The organism is Streptomyces sp. NBC_01006, assembly GCF_045162725.1.
Taxonomy (GTDB): Bacteria; Actinomycetota; Actinomycetes; order Streptomycetales; family Streptomycetaceae; genus Streptomyces.
The window spans coordinates 1,876,949-1,895,881 of record NZ_CP108700.1 but is presented as its reverse complement, the minus strand read 5'-3'; the positions used below and the strand labels follow the sequence as shown (position 1 = coordinate 1,895,881).

Below are 18,933 nucleotides of genomic sequence, written 5' to 3'. Positions count from 1 at the left end.
GGATCCGTACCGGGGCTGCTCCGAGATCCCGGGGGCGTCAGCCGCCGAACTCCTCCAGGCCCTTCAGGGCCTGGTCCAGCAGGGCCTGGCGGCCCTCCAGCTCGCGGGCCAGCTTGTCGGCCTTCGCGTTGTTGCCCGCGGCGCGGGCCGCGTCGATCTGCTCACGCAGCTTGTCGACCGCCGCCTGGAGCTGACCCGTCAGACCGGCCGCACGGGCCCGCGCCTCCGGGTTCGTACGGCGCCACTCGCCCTCCTCGGCCTCCTGGATCGCCCGCTCCACCGTGTGCATCCGGCCCTCGACCTTCGGCCGGGCGTCGCGCGGCACGTGGCCGATGCCCTCCCAGCGCTCGTTGAGGGAGCGGAACGCGGCCCGGGCGGCCTTCAGGTCCGTGATCGGGACGAGCTTCTCGGCCTCCTCGGCCAGCTCCTCCTTCAGCTTCAGGTTCTCCACCTGCTCGGCGTCACGCTCCGCGAACACCTCGCCGCGCGCCGCGAAGAACACGTCCTGCGCACCGCGGAAACGGTTCCACAGATCGTCCTCGGACTCGCGCTGCGCCCGGCCCGCCGCCTTCCAGTCCGCCATCAGCTCGCGGTAGCGGGCGGCCGTCGGACCCCAGTCGGTCGACTTCGACAGCGACTCGGCCTCCGCGACCAGCTTCTCCTTGACCTTGCGGGCGTCCTCGCGCTGCGCGTCGAGCGAGGCGAAGTGCGCCTTGCGGCGCTTGGAGAAAGCGGAACGGGCGTGCGAGAAGCGGTGCCACAGCTCGTCGTCCGACTTGCGGTCCAGGCGCGGCAGACCCTTCCAGGTGTCCACCAGGGCCCGCAGCCGCTCGCCCGCACTGCGCCACTGGTCGCTCTGCGCCAGCTGCTCGGCCTCGGCCACCAGCGCGTCCTTGGCCGCACGGGCCTCGTCCGTCTGCTTGGCCTTCTGGACCTTGCGCTCCTCGCGCCGCGAGTCCACGGTCGCGACCAGCTTGTCCAGCCGGACGCGCAGGGCGTCGAGGTCGCCGACGGCGTGGTGCTCCTCCACCTGCGTGCGCAGGTGGTCGATGGCCGTCTGCGCGTCCTTGGCGGACAGATCGGTGGTCCGCACCCGCCGTTCGAGGAGGCCGATCTCGACCACCAGGCCCTCGTACTTGCGCTCGAAGTAGGCCAGGGCCTCCTCAGGGGTGCCCGCCTGCCAGGAGCCGACGACCTTCTCGCCCTCGGCAGTACGCACGTACACGGTGCCCGTCTCGTCGACACGGCCCCACGGGTCGCTGCTCACAGCGCCTCCTCCACCTGATGCCTGCGAGGGGTTCACCCCCTGGGCATCGTCCACAGTTTCCGGGGGCGGGCAGCGCCCGCCCTGCACAACGCCAACATAGGCGACCGCCGGGCCGGCTGTCCGCATCCCGCACGACGGAATATCGCCGTACGGGCCGGACGCCGGCCGGGCCCGAGGCCGCCGGAACCCGTCAGTTCTGGGTGACGGCGCCCTTCTGGACGGTCACCGGGGTCTTCGGGGCCCCGTCCTGGCCGCCGTCGGCCGTACCGGCCTTGGCCACCTCCTCCAGCGCCTTCAGACCCGCCGCGTCGATCTTGCCGAACGGCGTGTACGACGGAGCCAGCGGGCTGTCCTTGTAGACCAGGAAGAACTGGCTGCCGCCGCTGTGCGGCTGGCCGGTATTGGCCATCGCCACCGTGCCCGCCGGGTAGATCACCTGGCCCTGCTCGTTCGGCTTGCCCAGCGAGTCGAGGTTCTCGTCCGCGATCGTGTAGCCGGGGCCGCCCATGCCCGTGCCCTCCGGGTCGCCGCACTGCAGCACGAAGATCCCGGAAGTGGTCAGGCGGTGGCACTTGGTGTTGTCGAAGAAGCCCTTGTCCGCGAGCGCCTTGAACGAGTTGACGGTCTCCGGCGTCTTCGCCGCGTCCATCTCGAACTTGATCTCACCCGCGGTGGTCTTCAGGTCGAACGTGTACTTCGCGTTCTTGTCGATCGCCATCGCCGGCGCGGGCGAGGTCTTCGGCGAGGGCGAGGCCGACGGGTTCGCCGCCGGGTCCGCCGCGCTGTCCTTCTTGTCCTTGTCGAAGACGCCGCCCACGACGAGGCCCACCAGCGTCGCGACCACCACGGCCACCGCCGCACCGATCACCGCCGCCCGCTGCCGTGCCTTGCGGCGGGCCTCGACCCGGCGCTTCTGCTGGCGCTCGTACTTCTCCCTGGCGAGCTGTCGCCGCCGCTGATCGCTCGTGACCACCGGGTCGTCTCCTTGTACGTGTATGGCACCGCTGTCCGGGCTCGGTTAGGCCGTACCGTATATGGGTTCGCTGTGGAACGAGCGGCGCCGGTAGGCTCTGAGCAGCAGCATTCCGATCTCGGCCGCTGCTGGAGCTCCCGCCGGACGACGATTGAGGACGAACGTGCTGATTGCCGGGTTCCCCGCCGGGGCCTGGGGGACCAACTGTTACGTGGTCGCCCCCGCCGCCGGTGAGGAGTGCGTCATCATCGACCCGGGCCACCAGGCCACCCAGGGTGTCGAGGAGACGCTGAAGAAGCATCGGCTCAAGCCCGTCGCGGTCGTCCTCACCCACGGCCACATCGACCACGTGGCCTCGGTGGTCCCGGTGTGCGGAGCGCACGACGTACCGGCCTGGATCCACCCCGAGGACCGCTTCATGATGAGCGACCCGGAGAAGGCGCTGGGCCGCTCCCTGGGAGCGCAGCTGATGGGCGAGCTCACGGTCGGGGAGCCCTCCGACGTGAAGGAGCTCAGCGACGGCGCGAAGCTGGCACTGGCGGGCATGGAGCTCACCGTGTCGCACGCGCCCGGGCATACCAGGGGGTCGGTGACCTTCGGGATGCCCGAGGCGGGGGACATCCCGCCGCTGCTGTTCTCGGGCGACCTGCTCTTCGCCGGCTCCATCGGACGCACCGACTTCCCGGGCGGCAGCCACGCGGACATGCTCGAGTCGCTGGCCCGCGTGTGCCTGCCGCTCGACGACTCGACCGTGGTGCTGCCCGGTCACAACGAGCACACGACCATTGGCCGTGAGCGCGCCACCAACCCGTACCTGCGGCAGGTGGCCGCCGGCCTGGGAGACGGATTCACGTCTCCACGACGAGGAATGTGACGAGAGTTTCGTGAGCACCTTCAAGGCCCCCAAGGGCACGTACGACCTGATCCCGCCGTACTCGGCGAAGTACCTGGCCGTCCGCGACGCCATCTCCGGCCCCCTGCGGCTGTCCGGCTACGGGTACGTCGAGACGCCGGGCTTCGAGGACGTCGACCTGTTCGCGCGCGGTGTCGGCGAGTCCACCGACATCGTGACCAAGGAGATGTACACCCTCACGACGAAGGGCGGGGCCAACCTCGCGCTGCGTCCCGAGGGCACCGCGTCCGTGCTGCGCGCGGCGCTGGAGGCGAACCTGCACAAGGCCGGCGGCCTGCCGGTCAAGCTCTGGTACTCGGGCTCGTACTACCGCTACGAGCGCCCGCAGAAGGGCCGCTACCGCCACTTCTCGCAGGTCGGTGCCGAGGCCATCGGCGCCGAGGACCCGGCGCTGGACGCCGAGCTGATCATCCTGGCCGACCAGGCGTACCGCACGCTGGGCCTGCGCAACTTCCGGATCCTGCTGAACTCGCTGGGCGACAAGGAGTGCCGCCCGGTGTACCGGGAGGCGCTCCAGGCCTTCCTGGGCGGGCTGGACCTCGACGAGGAGACCGTGCGCCGGGCCGAGATCAACCCGCTGCGCGTCCTCGACGACAAGCGCGCCGAGGTACAGAAGCAGCTGGTCGGCGCGCCGATGCTGCGGGACTACCTGTGCGACGCGTGCAAGGCGTACCACGAGGAGGTCCGGGCGCTGATCACGGCCGCCGGGGTCGCCTTCGAGGACGACGAGAAGCTGGTGCGCGGGCTGGACTACTACACGCGGACCACGTTCGAGTTCGTGCACGACGGGCTGGGCTCGCAGTCCGCGGTCGGCGGCGGCGGCCGCTACGACGGCCTGTCCGAGATGATCGGCGGACCGGCCCTGCCGTCGGTGGGCTGGGCCCTGGGCGTGGACCGTACGGTGCTGGCGCTCGAAGCGGAGGGTGTCGAGCTGGACATCCCGCCGGCGACGTCGGTGTTCGCGGTGGCGCTGGGCGAGGCGAAGCCGGTGCTGTTCGGGCTGGTCACGGAGCTCCGCAAGGCCGGTGTCGCGGCGGACATCTCGTACGGGGGCAAGGGCCTCAAGGGCGCGATGAAGGACGCCAACCGGTCGGGCGCGCGCTTCGCGATCGTCGCGGGCGACCGCGACCTCGCCGAGGGCGTGGTCCAGCTGAAGGACATGGAGTCCGGGGAGCAGTCCCCGGTCACCGTGACGGACGTGGTGGCCCTCCTGCGCACCAAGCTGGCCTGACGGAAGCCGTCCCCCGGGGCGGGTCCGTCAGAGGAGGTCGTGCCGCATGGCCGTGGTCACCGCGGCCGTGCGGTCCGTCACCTCCAGCTTGCCGAAGATGCGCAGCAGGTGCGTCTTGACGGTGGACTCCGCGACGAACAGGCGGCGGCCGATCTCCGCGTTCGTCGCGCCCTCCGCGACCAGTCGCAGGACCGCGACCTCGCGGTCGGAGAGGCGGGGGCGCTCGGGGCGGGTGCGCAGGCGGTCGACCAGGCGGCCCGCGACCGACGGGGCCAGGACCGTCTCGCCCCGCACGGCCGCGCGGATCGCGTCGGCCAGCTCCGCCCGCGCCATGTCCTTCAGCAGGTAGCCGGCCGCCCCCGCCTCCACCGCCCGCAGGATGTCCCGGTCGTTCTCGTACGTCGTCAGGACCACGACCCTGACCGGCAGCCCGGCCGCGCTCATCCGGGCGATCGACTCGACGCCGTCGCCGCCCGGCATCCTCAGGTCCATCAGGATCAGGTCCAGGCCGCCGGGGAGCAGCTCCGCGGCCAGCGCCTCAGCCTGCGGGCCGTTCGCGGCCTCCGCGACGACCTCCAGGTCCGGCTCCGCGCTCAGCATGCCGCGCAGGCCCTCCCGTACCACCGGGTGGTCGTCGGCCAGCAGGATACGGATCATGTTCTGCGGCTCCTCAGCGGATCGGGAGTGTCACGGTGACGGTGGTGCCTGCCTCTGCGGCGCTTTCGACAGCCGCCGTGCCGCCGACCTCCGCCGCGCGGGCGCGCAGCCCCCGCAGGCCGTAGCCCGACGCCGGGGCCGCCGGGTCGAAGCCGCGACCGGTGTCCCGGACGGTGACGGCCAGTTCGCCGTCACCGTAGGCCAGGGACACCGAGCAGTGCGCCGCGGCCCCCGCGTGCTTCGCCGCGTTCGACAGCGACTCCTGGCAGGACCGCAGGGCCACCACCTCCAGCGCCGCGGCCAGCGGCCGCACCTCCCCGGTCACCGAGACCGCCGCCGGCGGGTCCTGCCTGGCCGCGAGGCGGCGTACGGCGTCCGGCAGGGAGCCGGCGTCCAGGTCGGCGGGGACGCCGCCCGCGACCAGGGCCCGGGCCTCGGAGAGGTTCTGCCGGGCGGTGGCGGCCATCAGCTCCAGGTGCCGGTGGGCCTGCTCCGGGTCGGTGTCCAGCTCCGACTGCACGGCCTGCACCAGCATCAGCAGGCTCGTGAAGCCCTGGGCGAGGGTGTCGTGGATCTCGCGGGACATGCGTTCCCTTTCTGCGTGGGCGCCCTGTGCGGCGGAGAGCCGGGCCACCTCCTCCCGGCTGGCGTCGAGTTCGGCGATCAGCGAGGCCCGCTCCTGGCTCTGCTCGATGATCCGGATGATCCAGGCGCCGAAGAAGGAGGAGAAGGCGAAGGTGACGAACGAGCTGGCCGCGTTGATGAAGACGATGTGGCCGGCCGGCCGCCACAGCAGCGCCCACCCGGCCACCGGCAGCAGCGCCACCACCGCCATCGCGCCGATCGCCCGGCGCAGCGGCAGCAGCATGAAGCAGTGCGGGGCGAGCGCGAAGGTGATCAGCCGGGTCTCGCCCACAAGGAAGGCGGCGGGCAGGAACAGGGCCAGCATCACGCCCAGGTAGCGCAGGGACCGCCGCGGTTCGGTCCAGGGATCCTTCAGGAGCAGGGGCCGGCCGGCCCACGCGTACCAGGGGATCAGCAGCGTGAGCAGGACGGCGGCGGGGACCCGGTACGACAGCGAGGGGAAGTCCGCGCCCAGGACGAAGGCCACGGTCGCGGCCCACACGAGGCCGAAGTAGAGGTCCCACGGCCCGAACGCGCGGTCCCAGACGTGGGATTCACGCGCCCCGGCCGTCCCGGTGAAGCCGTTCAGCCGTCGCGATGGTTCTTCCACTTGAAGGTCAGCAGACACAGGACCAACCCTCCGACGACCCAGGCCCCCAGGACCAGGGCGACCTTTCCGTACTCCCAGCTGCCCGCCTGCTCCAGGACGGCCGCGGACTCCGGCAGGAACACCCCGCGCAGACCCTGGCACATCCACTTCAGCGGGAACAGCGCGCCGATGTTCAGCAGCCAGTCCGGGATCGCGTTGACCGGGATGAAGACGCCGGAGACGAACTGGAGGATCAGGAACGGAAGGACGACCATCGAGCTCGCGCTCTTGCCCGACTTGGGCAGGCTGCTGATGGCGATGCCGAGCAGTGCGCAGCCGGTGAGGCCGAGGGCGAAGATCCAGCCGAAGGTGAGCCACTTGGCGGCCGAGGCCGGCAGGTCGAGGTCGAACAGGGTGGAGCCGACGAGCAACAGGATCGCGGTCTCGGCGAGTCCGGTGGCGAGCACCATCCAGACCTTGCCGAGGAAGTACGCCGCCGGGGGCATCGGGGTCCCGCGCAGCCGGCGCAGCACCTTCTCGTCCCGTTCGACGGCGATCGAGATGCCGAGCGACTGGAAGCTGGTGGACATGATGCCCGCGGCGACCATGCCGGCCGCGTACAGCTGTGAGGCGGTGACGCCGGTGTTCTCCACGCTGTCGCGGAAGATCGAGGCGAAGAGGGCGAGGAAGACGATGGGGAAGGCGAAGGTGAAGATCATCGCGTCCCGCTGGCGGACGAACTGCTTGATCTCCAGGGCCCCTCGGCTCAGGCCCAGGGTCCAGGCGCCGGGCAGCGCCTTCGCGGCCGCGGCGGCCCGGCCGCCGGTCTTCGCGGTCGTGGCGGTGGTGGTGGTCATCGTGCGTCCTCCGGCTGCTGCGCGGTCGTGGGTACGAGCTGGCCCGTGAGGCGCAGGTACACGTCCTCCAGGGTGGGCCGGCCGATCTTCAGCCCCGGGATCTCGCCCTCGAAGCGGGCCATGAGCTCGGCGACCGTACGGGTGGGGGTCTCGGTGGCGATGCTCTGCGGGGTGCCGTCGGCCCCGGTCCACTCGACGGTGGCGCCGGTGCCGAAGCGGGAGCGCAGCTCGGCCGGTTCGCCCTCGGCGACGACCTTGCCGCTCGCGATGACGGCCAGGCGGTCGGCGAGGGCCTCGGCCTCCTCCAGGTAGTGCGTGGTGAGCACGATGGTGGTGCCCTCGCCGGCGAGCAGCCGGATCAGGTCCCAGAACTGGCGGCGGGCCGCCGGGTCGAAGCCGGTCGTCGGCTCGTCGAGGAGCAGCAGCTCGGGATCGCCGATGACGCCGAGCGCCACGTCGAGCCGGCGCCGCTGGCCGCCCGAGAGCCCCTTCACGCGCTGGTCGCGCTTCTGTTCCAGGCCGACCAGGGCGATGACCTCGGCCGGGTCGCGCGGGGCCGGGTAGTAGCGGGCGAAGTGCTCGACCGTCTCCCGTACCGTCAGCTCGGCGGGCGCCGACTCGTCCTGCCAGACGATCCCGACGCGCGAGCGCCAGGCCCGACCGGCGCCGGCCGGGTCCGCGCCGAGCACACTGACCTCGCCCCCGTCCCGTTCCCGGTGGCCCTGAAGGATCTCCACCGTGGTGCTCTTGCCGGCGCCGTTGGGCCCGAGGAGGCCGAAGACCTCGCCCTGCCGGATCGTCAGATCGAGTCCGTCCACCGCGGTGACCTCGCCGTACTGCTTGCGAAGCCCCCGTACTTCCACCGCGTTCTGTGTCATGCCTCAAATGGTCTGGCGGAACGGGCTCCACCGGTCCCCCCGTGCGTACGTCCTTATGTCCACCGAACGGTGGACACACAGCTCCGTACGGCACAATGGCCGGTGCTTGTTGACCTTGCAGATGTGGAGCGGGCGGTATGACGACACGAGGTACGGACGCAGACACCGCCCCGCGGACGGTCGGCGCGAGCAAGGCCCTGGCCGTGCTCCTGGTGATCACGGGCGCCCTGGGACTGCTCGCGGCCTGGGTGATCACGATCGACAAGTTCAAGCTGCTGGAGGACCCGAACTTCACGCCGGGCTGCAGCCTGAACCCGATCGTCTCCTGCGGCAACATCATGAAGAGCGAGCAGGCGTCCGCCTTCGGCTTCCCGAACCCGATGCTGGGGCTGGTCGCGTACGGCATCGTCGTCTGCGTCGGCATGAGCGTGCTGGCCGGGGCCCGGTTCCGGCCCTGGTACTGGCTGACCCTCAACGCGGGCATGCTGTTCGGCGTCGGGTTCTGCACCTGGCTGATGTACCAGTCGCTGTACAACATCAACTCGCTGTGCCTGTGGTGCTCCCTGGCCTGGGTCGCCACGATCTTCATGTTCTGGTACGTCACGGCGTTCAACGTGCGCGAGCGGCTGCTGCCCGCCCCGGGCTGGCTGCGGGCCTTCCTCGACGAGTTCACCTGGGTGCTGCCGGTGCTGCACGTCGGGATCATCGGCATGCTGATCCTGACGCGCTGGTGGGACTTCTGGACCTCCTGAGGGCGCGGCCCGCTGTCGGCGGGCTCGCTTAGGCTTCCTGTGTGGAACCAGACCTGTTCACCGCCGCTGCCGAAGACCGCCGGGAGAAGGACCCTGCGAGCTCCCCGCTCGCCGTCCGGATGCGCCCGCGCACCCTGGACGAGGTGGTCGGCCAGCAGCACCTGCTGAAGCCCGGATCACCGCTGCGGCGCCTGGTGGGGGACGGGGCGGGCGGTCCGGCCGGAGCCTCCTCGGTGATCCTGTGGGGCCCGCCGGGCATCGGCAAGACCACCCTCGCGTACGTGGTGAGCCAGGCGACGCAGAAGCGGTTCGTGGAGCTGTCGGCGATCACGGCGGGCGTGAAGGAAGTACGCGCCGTCATCGAGGGCGCCAAGCGGGCGGCCGGCGGGTACGGCAAGGACACGGTCCTCTTCCTCGACGAGATCCACCGCTTCAGCAAGGCCCAGCAGGACTCGCTGCTCCCCGCCGTCGAGAACCGCTGGGTGACGCTGATCGCCGCGACCACCGAGAACCCGTACTTCTCGATCATCTCCCCGCTGCTATCGCGGTCGCTGCTGCTCACGCTGGAGCCGCTCACGGACGAGGACCTCAGCGCGCTGATGCGGCGCGCGCTGACGGAGGAGCGGGGGCTGGGCGGGGCGGTGACCCTGTCGGCGGACGCGGAGGCGCACCTGCTGCGGATCGCGGGCGGCGACGCCCGGCGGGCGCTGACGGCGCTGGAGGCGGGTGCCGGGTCGGCGATCGCCAAGGGGGAGCCGGAGATCAGCCTCCGGACGGTGGAGGAGGCGGTCGACCGGGCGGCGGTGAAGTACGACCGGGACGGCGACCAGCACTACGACGTGGCGAGCGCGCTGATCAAGTCGATCCGCGGCTCGGACGTGGACGCCGCGCTGCACTACCTGGCGCGGATGATCGAGGCCGGGGAGGACCCGCGGTTCATCGCGCGCCGCCTGATGATCTCGGCGAGCGAGGACATCGGGCTGGCGGACCCGACGGCGCTGCCCCTCGCGGTGGCGGCGGCGCAGGCGGTGGCGATGATCGGCTTCCCGGAGGCGGCGCTGACCCTCTCGCACGCGACGATCGCGCTGGCCCTGGCCCCGAAGTCGAACACCGCGACGACCGCGATCGGAGCCGCCCTGGCGGACGTCCGGGCGGGCCTGGCCGGCCCGGTGCCGACGCATCTGCGGGACGGCCACTACAAGGGCGCGGCCAAGCTGGGCCACGCGGTGGGGTACGTGTACCCGCACGACGTCCCGGGCGCGATCGCGGCGCAGCAGTACGCCCCCGACGCGGTGCACGGGAAGCGGTACTACGAACCGACCCGCTACGGGGCCGAGGCCCGCTACGCGGACGTGGTGGAGAAGGTGCGCGAGCGACTCCGCGGCGGAGCCTGACCCCGCCGGCGGTACGTATCGGCCCCGCCGGCGTTTGAGGCGCGGGGTCCGGGGCGGAGCCCCGGTTGGGGGTCCCTCCCGGACGAAGTCTGGGGGAGGGAGAAGGGCGGGGCGGGGAGAAGGCTCGGCGTGCGGGCACGATGCCCGGACCATACGCTCCGGGCATGGGACCTCGGGCCTGGCTGCCGGCCGCGAACGACCTGGACGTCCTGCTCGCCGTGGACAAGCAGACCAACCAGGACAAGGGCAGCAGGACCGCCGACAAGTGGCGGCCGCCCCGCGCGGCGTACCGCTGCGAGTACGCCCGCCGCTACGTCGGGATCAAGGCCAAGTACGGGCTGTCCGTCACCCCGCCGGAGAAGACCGCCCTGCAGGGGATGCTCGGGACCTGCCCGGCCGCCAACGCCGGCTGGGCGCCGACTAGCCGCCCGTCGCCGCGAACAGGGTGTGCATCGCCCGGCGCAGCTCGCAGACGTCGCGTACCGGCGCCGGGAAGTCGAAGCGGGCGTCGAAGGAGGAGCCGTCGCCCGTGAAGCGGACCGGCAGGCCCAGCCGGTCCAGGGCCAGCGGGACCGCGGTCGTGCCGGCGCTCGACCGCGGGCCCAGCAGCGCGCACAGGTCCGCGATCCGGTCGCGGTGCGCGGCGGCCAGGTGCTGGAGGAGCTCCGTCTCGTGGTTCACCATCGGGTCGGGCTCCGCCGCGGCCAGCTCCTCGGGGTCCACGTGCTCGGCGCCCCACAGGTCCTCCACCGAGATCTCGCCGACCTCCAGGCGCAGCATCACGAAGGACGGGCGGCCGTGCAGCCCGAGGAGCTCGCCCACCGGCCGGCGCTCCGCGAGCAGTGCGGCGCAGGCCGCGCGGTCGTCCCCGCGCACCCGGGTCAGCCACCCGGCGAGCCACGCACGGCCTCGGATACGATGTGGAACGGACACCGGCGCCACGTCCGTGATCTCGATCACGGCGGTGAGGTCGTCGTCCTGGGCGTAAGCGGCCGCCCTGGCAGCCGCGGATTCCCCTGACACCAGGAGAATCACGTCCCCGTCCGGGGTGACGGTCCGCGCGGCCGGCACCCCTGCCCCGAACTCTGCCTGGTCAAGCGATCGCACCTGGTCGAAAGCACCCGGCAGCATGAGGGATACTGAGGCGTTGGACTCTACGAGGGTTCGTACGCGTTCGGCTCCGGTGAGCTGCCGAACGCCTTCCCTGGGACGCGGCTGACCTTGCTTATCGTCGGCGCAAGCGGATTCTGTTTCGTCTGAATCCGAACTGCGTTGCGCACTGGGCAGGGGGATCCCATGTGGTCGAGACATTACGTCCTCCTCGATAAGGTAAGCCTCACCTAACTTACATGGAGGTAGGTTCCCCGTGAACCAGAAGCGACCCAAGGTCAAGAAGTCGCGTGCCCTCGGCATTGCACTGACCCCGAAGGCCGTCAAGTACTTCGAGGCCCGCCCCTACCCGCCGGGCGAGCACGGCCGTGGCCGCAAGCAGAACTCGGACTACAAGGTCCGTCTGCTGGAGAAGCAGCGTCTGCGCGCTCAGTACGACATCTCTGAGCGTCAGATGGCCCGCGCGTACGACCGCGCCAAGAAGGCCGAAGGCAAGACGGGCGAGGCGCTGGTCGTCGAGCTCGAGCGTCGCCTCGACGCCCTGGTCCTGCGTTCGGGCATCGCCCGCACCATCTACCAGGCCCGCCAGATGGTCGTTCACGGCCACATCGAGGTCAACGGTGCCAAGGTCGACAAGCCGTCGTTCCGTGTCCGCCCGGACGACGTCATCACCGTGCGCGAGCGCAGCCGCGAGAAGGTTCCGTTCCAGGTTGCCCGTGAGGGTGGCTACGCAGGCGAGGGCGAGACCCCGCGCTACCTGCAGGTCAACCTGAAGGCCCTGGCCTTCCGCCTGGACCGCGACCCGAACCGCAAGGAAATCCCGGTCATCTGCGACGAGCAGCTCGTCGTCGAGTACTACGCCCGCTGATCCAGCGGCCGTAGCCTCACAGGCTGGTCAGCCCGCCGGTTCCCCTCTGGGGGAGCCGGCGGGCTTCCTGTTTTCGGCGGACCCCGAATTCCGGTACGGCGGTGGATCTCCGGCGCGATAGGGTCGGAGAAAGACTTGTCCAGTGATCACATGCAGAGACCTGCAGAGAGCGGTGCAACGTGTCCGGTGGAGAGGTGGCCGGGATCCTCGTGGCCGTCTTCTGGGCCATTCTGGTCTCCTTCCTCGCCGTGGTGCTGGTGAGGCTGGCCCAGGTGCTCAAGGCGACCACCAAGCTGGTGGCCGACGTGACCGAGCAGGCCGTCCCGCTGCTCGCGGACGCCTCCACCACCGTCCGCTCCGCGCGCACCCAGCTCGACCGGGTCGACGCGATCGCGAGCGACGTCCAGGAAGTCACCTCGAACGCCTCCGCGCTGTCCTCCACCGTGGCCTCCACCTTCGGCGGGCCGCTGGTCAAGGTCGCGGCCTTCGGCTACGGCGTCCGCAAGGCACTGGGCAAATCCACGGAAGCCGCGCCGCAGCGGGAGTCCCGACGTACTGTGATCGTTGGCCGTACGGTGCCGGCGGCCCGGCGCCGGAAGCAGAAGGGCTGAAACCTCCGATGTTCCGCCGAGCCTTCTGGTTCACCGCCGGCGCAGCCGCTGGCGTATGGGCCACCACCAAGGTCAACCGCCAGCTCAAGAAGCTGACACCGGAGAGCCTCGCCGCCCAGGCCGCCGACAAGGCCGTGGAGGCGGGCCACCGCCTCAAGGACTTCGCCCTCGACGTCAAGGCGGGAATGTCCCAGCGCGAGGACGAGCTGAACGACGCACTGGGACTGCACCAGGATCCCGACCGGCCGGACAACGTCACCGCCCTCCCGGGGCCGCGGCGGCTGCGGGCCATCCAGAACGACAAGACCACCCACTCGAACCTTTCGTACAACCGGAATGAGGACCACTGATGGAGTCGGCTGAAATCCGCCGCCGCTGGCTGAGCTTCTTCGAGGAGCGCGGTCATGCCGTTGTCCCTTCGGCGTCGCTCATCGCGGACGACCCGACTCTGCTGCTGGTCAACGCGGGCATGGTCCCGTTCAAGCCGTACTTCCTCGGTGAGACCAAGCCGCCGGCCCCGCGGGCCACCAGCGTGCAGAAGTGCGTCCGTACGCCGGACATCGAAGAGGTGGGCAAGACCACCCGCCACGGCACGTTCTTCCAGATGTGCGGCAACTTCTCCTTCGGCGACTACTTCAAGGAAGGCGCCATCAAGTACGCCTGGGAGCTGCTCACCAGCTCCGTGGCGGACGGCGGCTACGGCCTGGAGCCGGAGAAGCTCTGGATCACCGTCTACCTCGACGACGACGAGGCCGAGCAGATCTGGCGCGAGAAGATCGGCGTGCCCGCCGAGCGCATCCAGCGCCTGGGCAAGAAGGACAACTTCTGGTCCATGGGCGTCCCGGGTCCCTGCGGCCCGTGCTCGGAGATCAACTACGACCGCGGCCCCGAGTTCGGCGTCGAGGGCGGCCCGGCCGTCAACGACGAGCGCTACGTGGAGATCTGGAACCTGGTCTTCATGCAGTACGAGCGCGGCGCCGGCGACGGGAAGGAAGACTTCCCGATCCTCGGCGACCTGCCGTCGAAGAACATCGACACCGGTCTCGGCCTCGAACGCCTCGCGATGATCCTGCAGGGCGTGCAGAACATGTACGAGACCGACACCCTGCGCGTGGTCATGGACAAGGCCACCGAGCTGACCGGCGTGCAGTACGGCGCCGCCCAGAACACCGACGTCTCGATGCGCGTGGTCGCCGACCACATCCGCACCTCCGTCATGCTCATCGGCGACGGCGTCACCCCCGGCAACGAGGGCCGCGGCTACGTGCTGCGCCGCATCATGCGCCGCGCCATCCGCAACATGCGCCTCATGGGCGCCACCGGCCCGGTCGTCCAGGACCTGGTCGACGTCGTGATCAACACGATGGGCCAGCAGTACCCGGAGCTCGTCACCGACCGCAAGCGCATCGAGACCGTCGCGCTCGCCGAGGAGGCCGCCTTCCTCAAGGCCGTCAAGGGCGGCACGAACATCCTCGACACCGCCGTGACCGACACCAAGGCCGCCGGCGGCACGGTCCTCTCCGGCGACAAGGCGTTCCTGCTCCACGACACCTGGGGCTTCCCGATCGACCTCACCCTGGAGATGGCCGCCGAGCAGGGCCTCTCCGTGGACGAGCCCGGCTTCCGCCGCCTGATGCAGGAGCAGCGCGACCGGGCCAAGGCCGACGCCAAGGCCAAGAAGACCGGCCACGCGGACATGTCCGCCTACCGGGAGATCGCCGACGGCTCCGGCGCCACCGAGTTCACCGGCTACGCCACCACCCAGGGCGAGTCCACCATCGTCGGCCTGCTGGTCAACGGCGTCTCCGCGCCCGCCGCCTCCGAGGGCGACGAGGTCGAGGTCGTCCTCGACCGCACCCCCTTCTACGCCGAGGGCGGCGGCCAGCTCGCCGACCAGGGCCGGATCAAGCTCGACTCGGGCGCCGTCATCGTCGTCCGCGACGTGCAGCAGCCGGTCCCGGGCGTCTCCGTGCACAAGGGCTCCGTCCAGGTCGGCGAGGTGACGGTGGGCGCCTCCGCGTACGCCGCCATCGACATCAACCGCCGCCGGGCCATCGCCCGCGCCCACTCGGCCACGCACCTGACCCACCAGGCCCTGCGCGACGCGCTGGGCCCGACGGCCGCCCAGGCCGGTTCCGAGAACTCGCCCGGCCGCTTCCGCTTCGACTTCGGCTCCCCGAACGCCGTCCCCGGCACGGTCCTCACCGACGTCGAGCAGAAGATCAACGACGTGCTCTCCCGCGAGCTCGACGTCACCGCCGAGATCATGAGCATCGACGAGGCGAAGAAGCAGGGCGCCATCGCCGAGTTCGGCGAGAAGTACGGCGAGCGCGTGCGCGTCGTGACCATCGGCGACTTCTCCAAGGAGCTGTGCGGCGGTACGCACGTCGCCAACACCGCCCAGCTGGGTCTGGTGAAGCTGCTCGGCGAGTCCTCCATCGGATCCGGCGTGCGCCGTGTCGAGGCCCTCGTCGGTGTGGACGCGTACAACTTCCTCGCCAAGGAGCACACGGTCGTCGCCCAGCTCCAGGAGCTGGTCAAGGGCCGTCCGGAGGAGCTGCCGGAGAAGATCGCCTCCATGCTCGGCAAGCTGAAGGACGCCGAGAAGGAGATCGAGAAGTTCCGCGCGGAGAAGGTCCTCCAGGCCGCCGCCGGTCTCGCCGCGAACGCCCAGGACATCCACGGCGTCGCCCTCGTCGTCGGCACCGTCCCGGACGGCACCGGCGCCGACGACCTGCGCAAGCTGGTCCTCGACGTGCGCGGGCGCATCCAAGGTGACCGCCCGGCCGTCGTGGCCCTCTTCACCACGGCGAACGACCGCCCGCTGACCGTCATCGCCACCAACGAGGCGGCCCGCGAGCGCGGCCTCAAGGCCGGTGACCTGGTCCGTACCGCTGCCAAGACCCTCGGCGGCGGCGGTGGCGGCAAGCCGGACGTGGCCCAGGGCGGCGGCCAGAACCCGGCCGCCATCCCCGAGGCCATCGCCGCGGTCGAGCGTCTCGTCGTCGAGACGGTCTGACCATGACGCTGCGCCGTGGCCGCCGTCTCGCCATCGACGTCGGGGACGCCCGGATCGGGGTCGCCTCGTGCGACCCCGATGGGGTTCTCGCCACACCGGTGGAAACCGTTCCGGGGCGGGACATCCCCTTCGCCCACCGGCGGCTGCGGCAGCTCGTCGAGGAGTACGAGCCCCTCGAAGTCGTGGTCGGCCTGCCCCGCTCGCTCAGCGGGCGGGAGGGGCCGGCCGCGGCCAAGGTGCGCGCCTTCGCCATGGAACTGGCCAAGGGCATCAAGCCGGTGACGGTCCGTCTGGTGGACGAGCGGATGACCACGGTCACCGCCGCCCAGGGGCTGCGGGCCTCGGGACGGAACGCCAAGAAGGGCCGCTCGGTGATCGATCAGGCGGCCGCTGTGGTGATCCTTCAGAACGCTCTTGAGACCGAACGGGTATCAGGTAATCCTCCCGGTGAGTGCGTCGAAGTGGTTGTCTGATCGCGATACGGTAACGTTCCGCGCGATGCGGCGGCATTCGAACAAGTCGTCGCCCACCACTTCAGAGGCGGAACCGGGTGCCGCGGCGGACAGGGCCGTTGCCTCCGTCTCGCGGCTCTAGGGGACCGATGACTGAGTATGGCCGGGGCCGTGGCCCCGAACCGTGGCACCCGGAGGATCCCCTGTACGGGGACCAAGGGTGGACCGGGCACGAGGGCCAGCAGGCTCAGATGCCCTACGCCGGTGGCCCCCAGCAGCAGTACCCGCAGGAGCCGCAGTACCAGCAGGATCCCCAGTACTCGCAGTACCAGCAGGATCCGCAGTACCAGCAGCAGTACGTGCAGCAGGGCCAGTACCCGGACCAGCAGCAGGGCTATGCCCCGCACCAGGCCCAACAGCAGCTCTACCAGCAGCAGCCGCAGCAGCCGATGTACGACGGCCAGGGCCAAGGTCAGGGCTGGGACACCGGCCAGGTCCAGGCGCAGGCCCAGGCCCAGTACGCCGCCGTCCCGCAGGCCGACCCGTACCTCGGCGCCGACCCGTACGCCCAGCAGCCCGTCGGCGGCTACCCGGGCGAGGCCCCCGACCTCTACGGCACGCCCGAGGCCTACCCGCCGCCGCAGCCCCCGGGCCGGCGCCACCTGGTCACGGAGCAGGAGCAGGACCAGGAGCCGGAAGCCGAGTACGCCGACGAGACGGCCGACGAGGCCTCCGCGGAGGCGCCCGGCGAGGACGCCGACTCCGACACCCCGGGCGGCGGCGCACGCCGCGGCCGCTCGAAGGACAAGAAGCCCAAGGGCCGCAACGGCGCGGCGTGCCTGATCGCCGCCGTCGTGATCGTCGGCGTCCTCGGCGGTGGCGGCTACTACGGCCTGGACTACCTCAAGTCCAAGTTCAGCACCGGCGAGGACTACGCCGGCGAGGGCGAGGGCTCCGTCACCATCGACATCCCCAAGGGCGCCGGCACGGGGGAGATGGGCCGCATCCTGAAGGCGCACGGCGTCGTCAAGAGCGCCGACGCGTTCGTCGCCGCCGCCAAGGCCAACCCCAAGGGCGGCGCCATCCAGGCAGGCTCCTACACGATGAAGGAGCACATGTCGGGCAAGGCGGCCGTCGACCTGATGGTGGGCGGCGCCGGCGTCAACGCGCTGGACGTCATCCCCGGCTGGAAGACCAGCCAGGTCTACAAGGCCATCGACGAGCGGCTCAAGCTCAAGGAGGGCACGACCAAGGACGTCGCCACCAAGGAGGCGAAGAACCTCGGTCTGCCCGACTGGGCCGGCAACAAGGACCTCAAGGACCCGCTGGAGGGCTTCCTCTACCCGGCCCGCTACGACCTGAGCAAGGACGCGACCCCGCAGTCGATGCTCAAGCAGATGGTCGCCAAGTCCAACCAGGCCTACGAGAGCGCGGACGTCAAGGGCCAGGCCTCCAAGCTGGGCCTCTCCAGCCCGCTGCAGCTCGTCACCGTCGCGAGCCTCGTCCAGGCCGAGGGCAAGTACCAGCACGACTTCGACAAGATCTCCCGGGTCGTCTACAACCGGCTCAAGCCGGGCAACACGGAGACCTACGGTCTGCTCGACTTCGACTCCACGGTCAACTACATGAGGGGCCAGAGCACCCTGGACGTGGGGTCGGTCAACGACCTCCGCAAGCTCGACGACCCGTACAACACCTACAAGATCAAGGGCCTGCCGCCCGGACCGATCGGCAGCCCGGGCCCCGACGCCCTCAAGTCGGCGATCAACCCGGCCACCGGTCCCTGGTACTACTTCGTGTCGGTGAACGAGAACGAGACCCTGTTCGCCGTGACCAACGAAGAGCACAACAGGAACCGCCAGAAGTACGAAGAGGAGAGGAAGAAGGAAGGGCAGTGATACGCGCAGCCGTGCTCGGTTCACCGATCGAGCACTCCCTTTCACCGGTGCTGCACCGCGCCGCGTACCAGGAGCTCGGCCTCGACGACTGGTCGTACGACCGCTTCGAGATGGACGAGGACGCGCTCCCGCAGTTCGTCGCCGGCCTCGGCCCCGAGTGGGCCGGGCTGTCGCTGACGATGCCGCTCAAGCGCGCGGTGATCCCGCTGCTCGACGGCATCAGCGACACCGCCGCATCGGTCGAGGCGGTCAACACGGTCGTCTTGACCCGGGACGGCCGGCGCCTCGGCGACAACACCGACATCCCCGGGATCGTCTCCGCGCTCCACGAGCGCGGCGTCGACAAGGTGGAGCGCGCCACCATCCTCGGCGCCGGGGCCACCGCCTCCTCGGCCCTGGCCGCGCTCGCCCGGACCTGCTCCGGCGAGGTGACCGTGTACGTGCGCTCCCGGGCCCGCGCCGACGAGATGCAGGAGTGGGGCGAGCGCCTCGACGTGGCCGTCCGTACGGCCGACTGGGCCGACGCCGCCGACGGTCTGGGCGCGCCGCTGGTCATCGCGACGACCCCGGCACGGGCCACGGACTGGCTGGCCGCCCACGTACCGGCCGGTGCGGGGACCCTCTTCGACGTCCTGTACGACCCCTGGCCGACCGCGCTCGCGGCGGCCTGGTCGGAGCGTGGCGGCCGGCTCCTCGGCGGCCTCGACCTCCTCGTCCACCAGGCGGTGCTCCAGGTCGAGCAGATGACCGGCCGGCACACCGCGCCGCTGGCCGCCATGCGGGCCGCGGGCGAGGCCGCGCTGCGAGCCCGCCACTGACCGGCCGGCGCCGCACCTGCCT

18 protein-coding genes are annotated in these 18,933 nt (G+C 70.9%); 11 read left to right on the top strand and 7 right to left on the bottom strand.

Features of this window, described 5'->3' with window-relative positions; all coding sequences use genetic code 11:
* Window positions 1–37 precede the first annotated feature (37 nt).
* Together OG509_RS08530 and OG509_RS08525 are read right to left on the bottom strand one after the other, a co-directional pair.
* Complete coding sequence (locus OG509_RS08530; protein WP_406181415.1) at window positions 38–1,267, bottom strand: DUF349 domain-containing protein; 1,230 nt, start codon at window positions 1,265–1,267, stop codon at window positions 38–40.
* Window positions 1,268–1,457: 190 nt separating this feature from the next.
* Window positions 1,458–2,240, bottom strand: a complete 783-nt coding sequence (locus OG509_RS08525) for a peptidylprolyl isomerase (protein WP_406181413.1) — start codon at window positions 2,238–2,240, stop codon at window positions 1,458–1,460.
* A gap of 163 nt (window positions 2,241–2,403) precedes the next feature.
* On the opposite strand from OG509_RS08525, the gene OG509_RS08520 reads away from it, so the two are divergent.
* Window positions 2,404–3,114: an MBL fold metallo-hydrolase gene (locus tag OG509_RS08520; RefSeq protein WP_406181411.1), complete on the top strand. Its 711-nt coding sequence runs from the start codon at window positions 2,404–2,406 to the stop codon at window positions 3,112–3,114.
* Window positions 3,115–3,124: 10 nt separating this feature from the next.
* Window positions 3,125–4,384, top strand: coding sequence for a histidine--tRNA ligase (gene hisS / locus OG509_RS08515; RefSeq protein ID WP_406181409.1), 1,260 nt, complete (start codon window positions 3,125–3,127; stop codon window positions 4,382–4,384).
* Between the two features lie 27 nt (window positions 4,385–4,411).
* Here hisS and OG509_RS08510 read toward each other — a convergent pair whose 3' ends face one another.
* From OG509_RS08510 to OG509_RS08495, 4 genes are read right to left on the bottom strand one after another with little or no spacing between them, the layout of a single operon-like run.
* The gene (locus tag OG509_RS08510; protein WP_385590394.1) at window positions 4,412–5,041 is read right to left on the bottom strand and encodes a response regulator; all 630 of its coding nucleotides are present in this window, start codon (window positions 5,039–5,041) and stop codon (window positions 4,412–4,414) included.
* A 13-nt stretch (window positions 5,042–5,054) separates the two neighbouring features.
* On the bottom strand, window positions 5,055–6,275 hold the full coding sequence (locus OG509_RS08505; protein ID WP_406181406.1) for a sensor histidine kinase: 1,221 nt from the start codon (window positions 6,273–6,275) through the stop codon (window positions 5,055–5,057).
* On the bottom strand, window positions 6,251–7,111 hold the full coding sequence (locus OG509_RS08500) for an ABC transporter permease (RefSeq protein WP_406181404.1): 861 nt from the start codon (window positions 7,109–7,111) through the stop codon (window positions 6,251–6,253). Before OG509_RS08500 ends, OG509_RS08505 begins: the two co-directional genes overlap by 25 nt.
* Window positions 7,108–7,989 (bottom strand): ABC transporter ATP-binding protein, encoded by an 882-nt coding sequence (locus OG509_RS08495; RefSeq protein ID WP_406181402.1) that lies wholly within the window; start codon window positions 7,987–7,989, stop codon window positions 7,108–7,110. The genes OG509_RS08500 and OG509_RS08495 overlap by 4 nt, the downstream gene beginning before the upstream one ends.
* 137 nt (window positions 7,990–8,126) lie before the next feature.
* Here OG509_RS08495 and OG509_RS08490 point away from each other — a divergent pair, with 137 nt between their 5' ends.
* Window positions 8,127–8,741 carry a vitamin K epoxide reductase family protein gene (locus tag OG509_RS08490; RefSeq protein WP_406181400.1) on the top strand — a complete coding sequence of 205 codons (615 nt, stop codon included), beginning with the start codon at window positions 8,127–8,129 and terminating at the stop codon, window positions 8,739–8,741.
* Window positions 8,742–8,782: 41 nt separating this feature from the next.
* Window positions 8,783–10,135, top strand: a complete 1,353-nt coding sequence (locus OG509_RS08485; protein ID WP_406181399.1) for a replication-associated recombination protein A — start codon at window positions 8,783–8,785, stop codon at window positions 10,133–10,135.
* A gap of 420 nt (window positions 10,136–10,555) precedes the next feature.
* On the opposite strand, the gene OG509_RS08480 is transcribed toward OG509_RS08485, so the two are convergent.
* Window positions 10,556–11,266 (bottom strand): DUF2470 domain-containing protein, encoded by a 711-nt coding sequence (locus OG509_RS08480; RefSeq protein WP_406181397.1) that lies wholly within the window; start codon window positions 11,264–11,266, stop codon window positions 10,556–10,558.
* A gap of 235 nt (window positions 11,267–11,501) precedes the next feature.
* Here OG509_RS08480 and rpsD point away from each other — a divergent pair, with 235 nt between their 5' ends.
* The 7 genes from rpsD to OG509_RS08445 all read left to right on the top strand — a co-directional run bounded on the left by rpsD (window position 11,502) and on the right by OG509_RS08445 (window position 18,911).
* Window positions 11,502–12,113, top strand: a complete 612-nt coding sequence (gene rpsD, locus OG509_RS08475; RefSeq protein WP_030026606.1) for a 30S ribosomal protein S4 — start codon at window positions 11,502–11,504, stop codon at window positions 12,111–12,113.
* A gap of 179 nt (window positions 12,114–12,292) precedes the next feature.
* Complete coding sequence (locus OG509_RS08470) at window positions 12,293–12,724, top strand: DUF948 domain-containing protein (RefSeq protein WP_406181395.1); 432 nt, start codon at window positions 12,293–12,295, stop codon at window positions 12,722–12,724.
* An 8-nt stretch (window positions 12,725–12,732) separates the two neighbouring features.
* Entirely contained in the window at window positions 12,733–13,074 is a 342-nt protein-coding gene (locus OG509_RS08465; RefSeq protein WP_030157424.1) for a DUF6167 family protein, read from the top strand.
* Complete coding sequence (gene alaS / locus OG509_RS08460; protein ID WP_406181393.1) at window positions 13,074–15,743, top strand: alanine--tRNA ligase; 2,670 nt, start codon at window positions 13,074–13,076, stop codon at window positions 15,741–15,743. The genes OG509_RS08465 and alaS overlap by 1 nt, the downstream gene beginning before the upstream one ends.
* A 2-nt stretch (window positions 15,744–15,745) precedes the next feature.
* Window positions 15,746–16,216 (top strand): Holliday junction resolvase RuvX, encoded by a 471-nt coding sequence (ruvX, locus tag OG509_RS08455; protein ID WP_030157428.1) that lies wholly within the window; start codon window positions 15,746–15,748, stop codon window positions 16,214–16,216.
* Between the two features lie 230 nt (window positions 16,217–16,446).
* The gene (mltG, locus tag OG509_RS08450; protein ID WP_406181391.1) at window positions 16,447–18,093 is read left to right on the top strand and encodes an endolytic transglycosylase MltG; all 1,647 of its coding nucleotides are present in this window, start codon (window positions 16,447–16,449) and stop codon (window positions 18,091–18,093) included.
* Window positions 18,090–18,911, top strand: coding sequence for a shikimate dehydrogenase (locus OG509_RS08445; protein WP_406181390.1), 822 nt, complete (start codon window positions 18,090–18,092; stop codon window positions 18,909–18,911). The genes mltG and OG509_RS08445 overlap by 4 nt, the downstream gene beginning before the upstream one ends.
* Window positions 18,912–18,933 lie beyond the last annotated feature (22 nt).

Bases quoted from the DNA above. Each gene is read 5' to 3' on its own strand.
- OG509_RS08500 (WP_406181404.1), bottom strand. From the start codon at position 7,111: ATGACCACCACCACCGCCACGACCGCGAAGACCGGCGGCCGGGCCGCC.
- OG509_RS08510 (WP_385590394.1), bottom strand. From the start codon at position 5,041: ATGATCCGTATCCTGCTGGCCGACGACCACCCGGTGGTACGGGAGGGC.
- mltG (WP_406181391.1), top strand. From the start codon at position 16,447: ATGCCCTACGCCGGTGGCCCCCAGCAGCAGTACCCGCAGGAGCCGCAG.
- OG509_RS08495 (WP_406181402.1), bottom strand. From the start codon at position 7,989: ATGACACAGAACGCGGTGGAAGTACGGGGGCTTCGCAAGCAGTACGGC.
- OG509_RS08480 (WP_406181397.1), bottom strand. From the start codon at position 11,266: ATGCTGCCGGGTGCTTTCGACCAGGTGCGATCGCTTGACCAGGCAGAG.
- OG509_RS08490 (WP_406181400.1), top strand. From the start codon at position 8,127: ATGACGACACGAGGTACGGACGCAGACACCGCCCCGCGGACGGTCGGC.
- OG509_RS08465 (WP_030157424.1), top strand. From the start codon at position 12,733: ATGTTCCGCCGAGCCTTCTGGTTCACCGCCGGCGCAGCCGCTGGCGTA.
- ruvX (WP_030157428.1), top strand. From the start codon at position 15,746: ATGACGCTGCGCCGTGGCCGCCGTCTCGCCATCGACGTCGGGGACGCC.
- alaS (WP_406181393.1), top strand. From the start codon at position 13,074: ATGGAGTCGGCTGAAATCCGCCGCCGCTGGCTGAGCTTCTTCGAGGAG.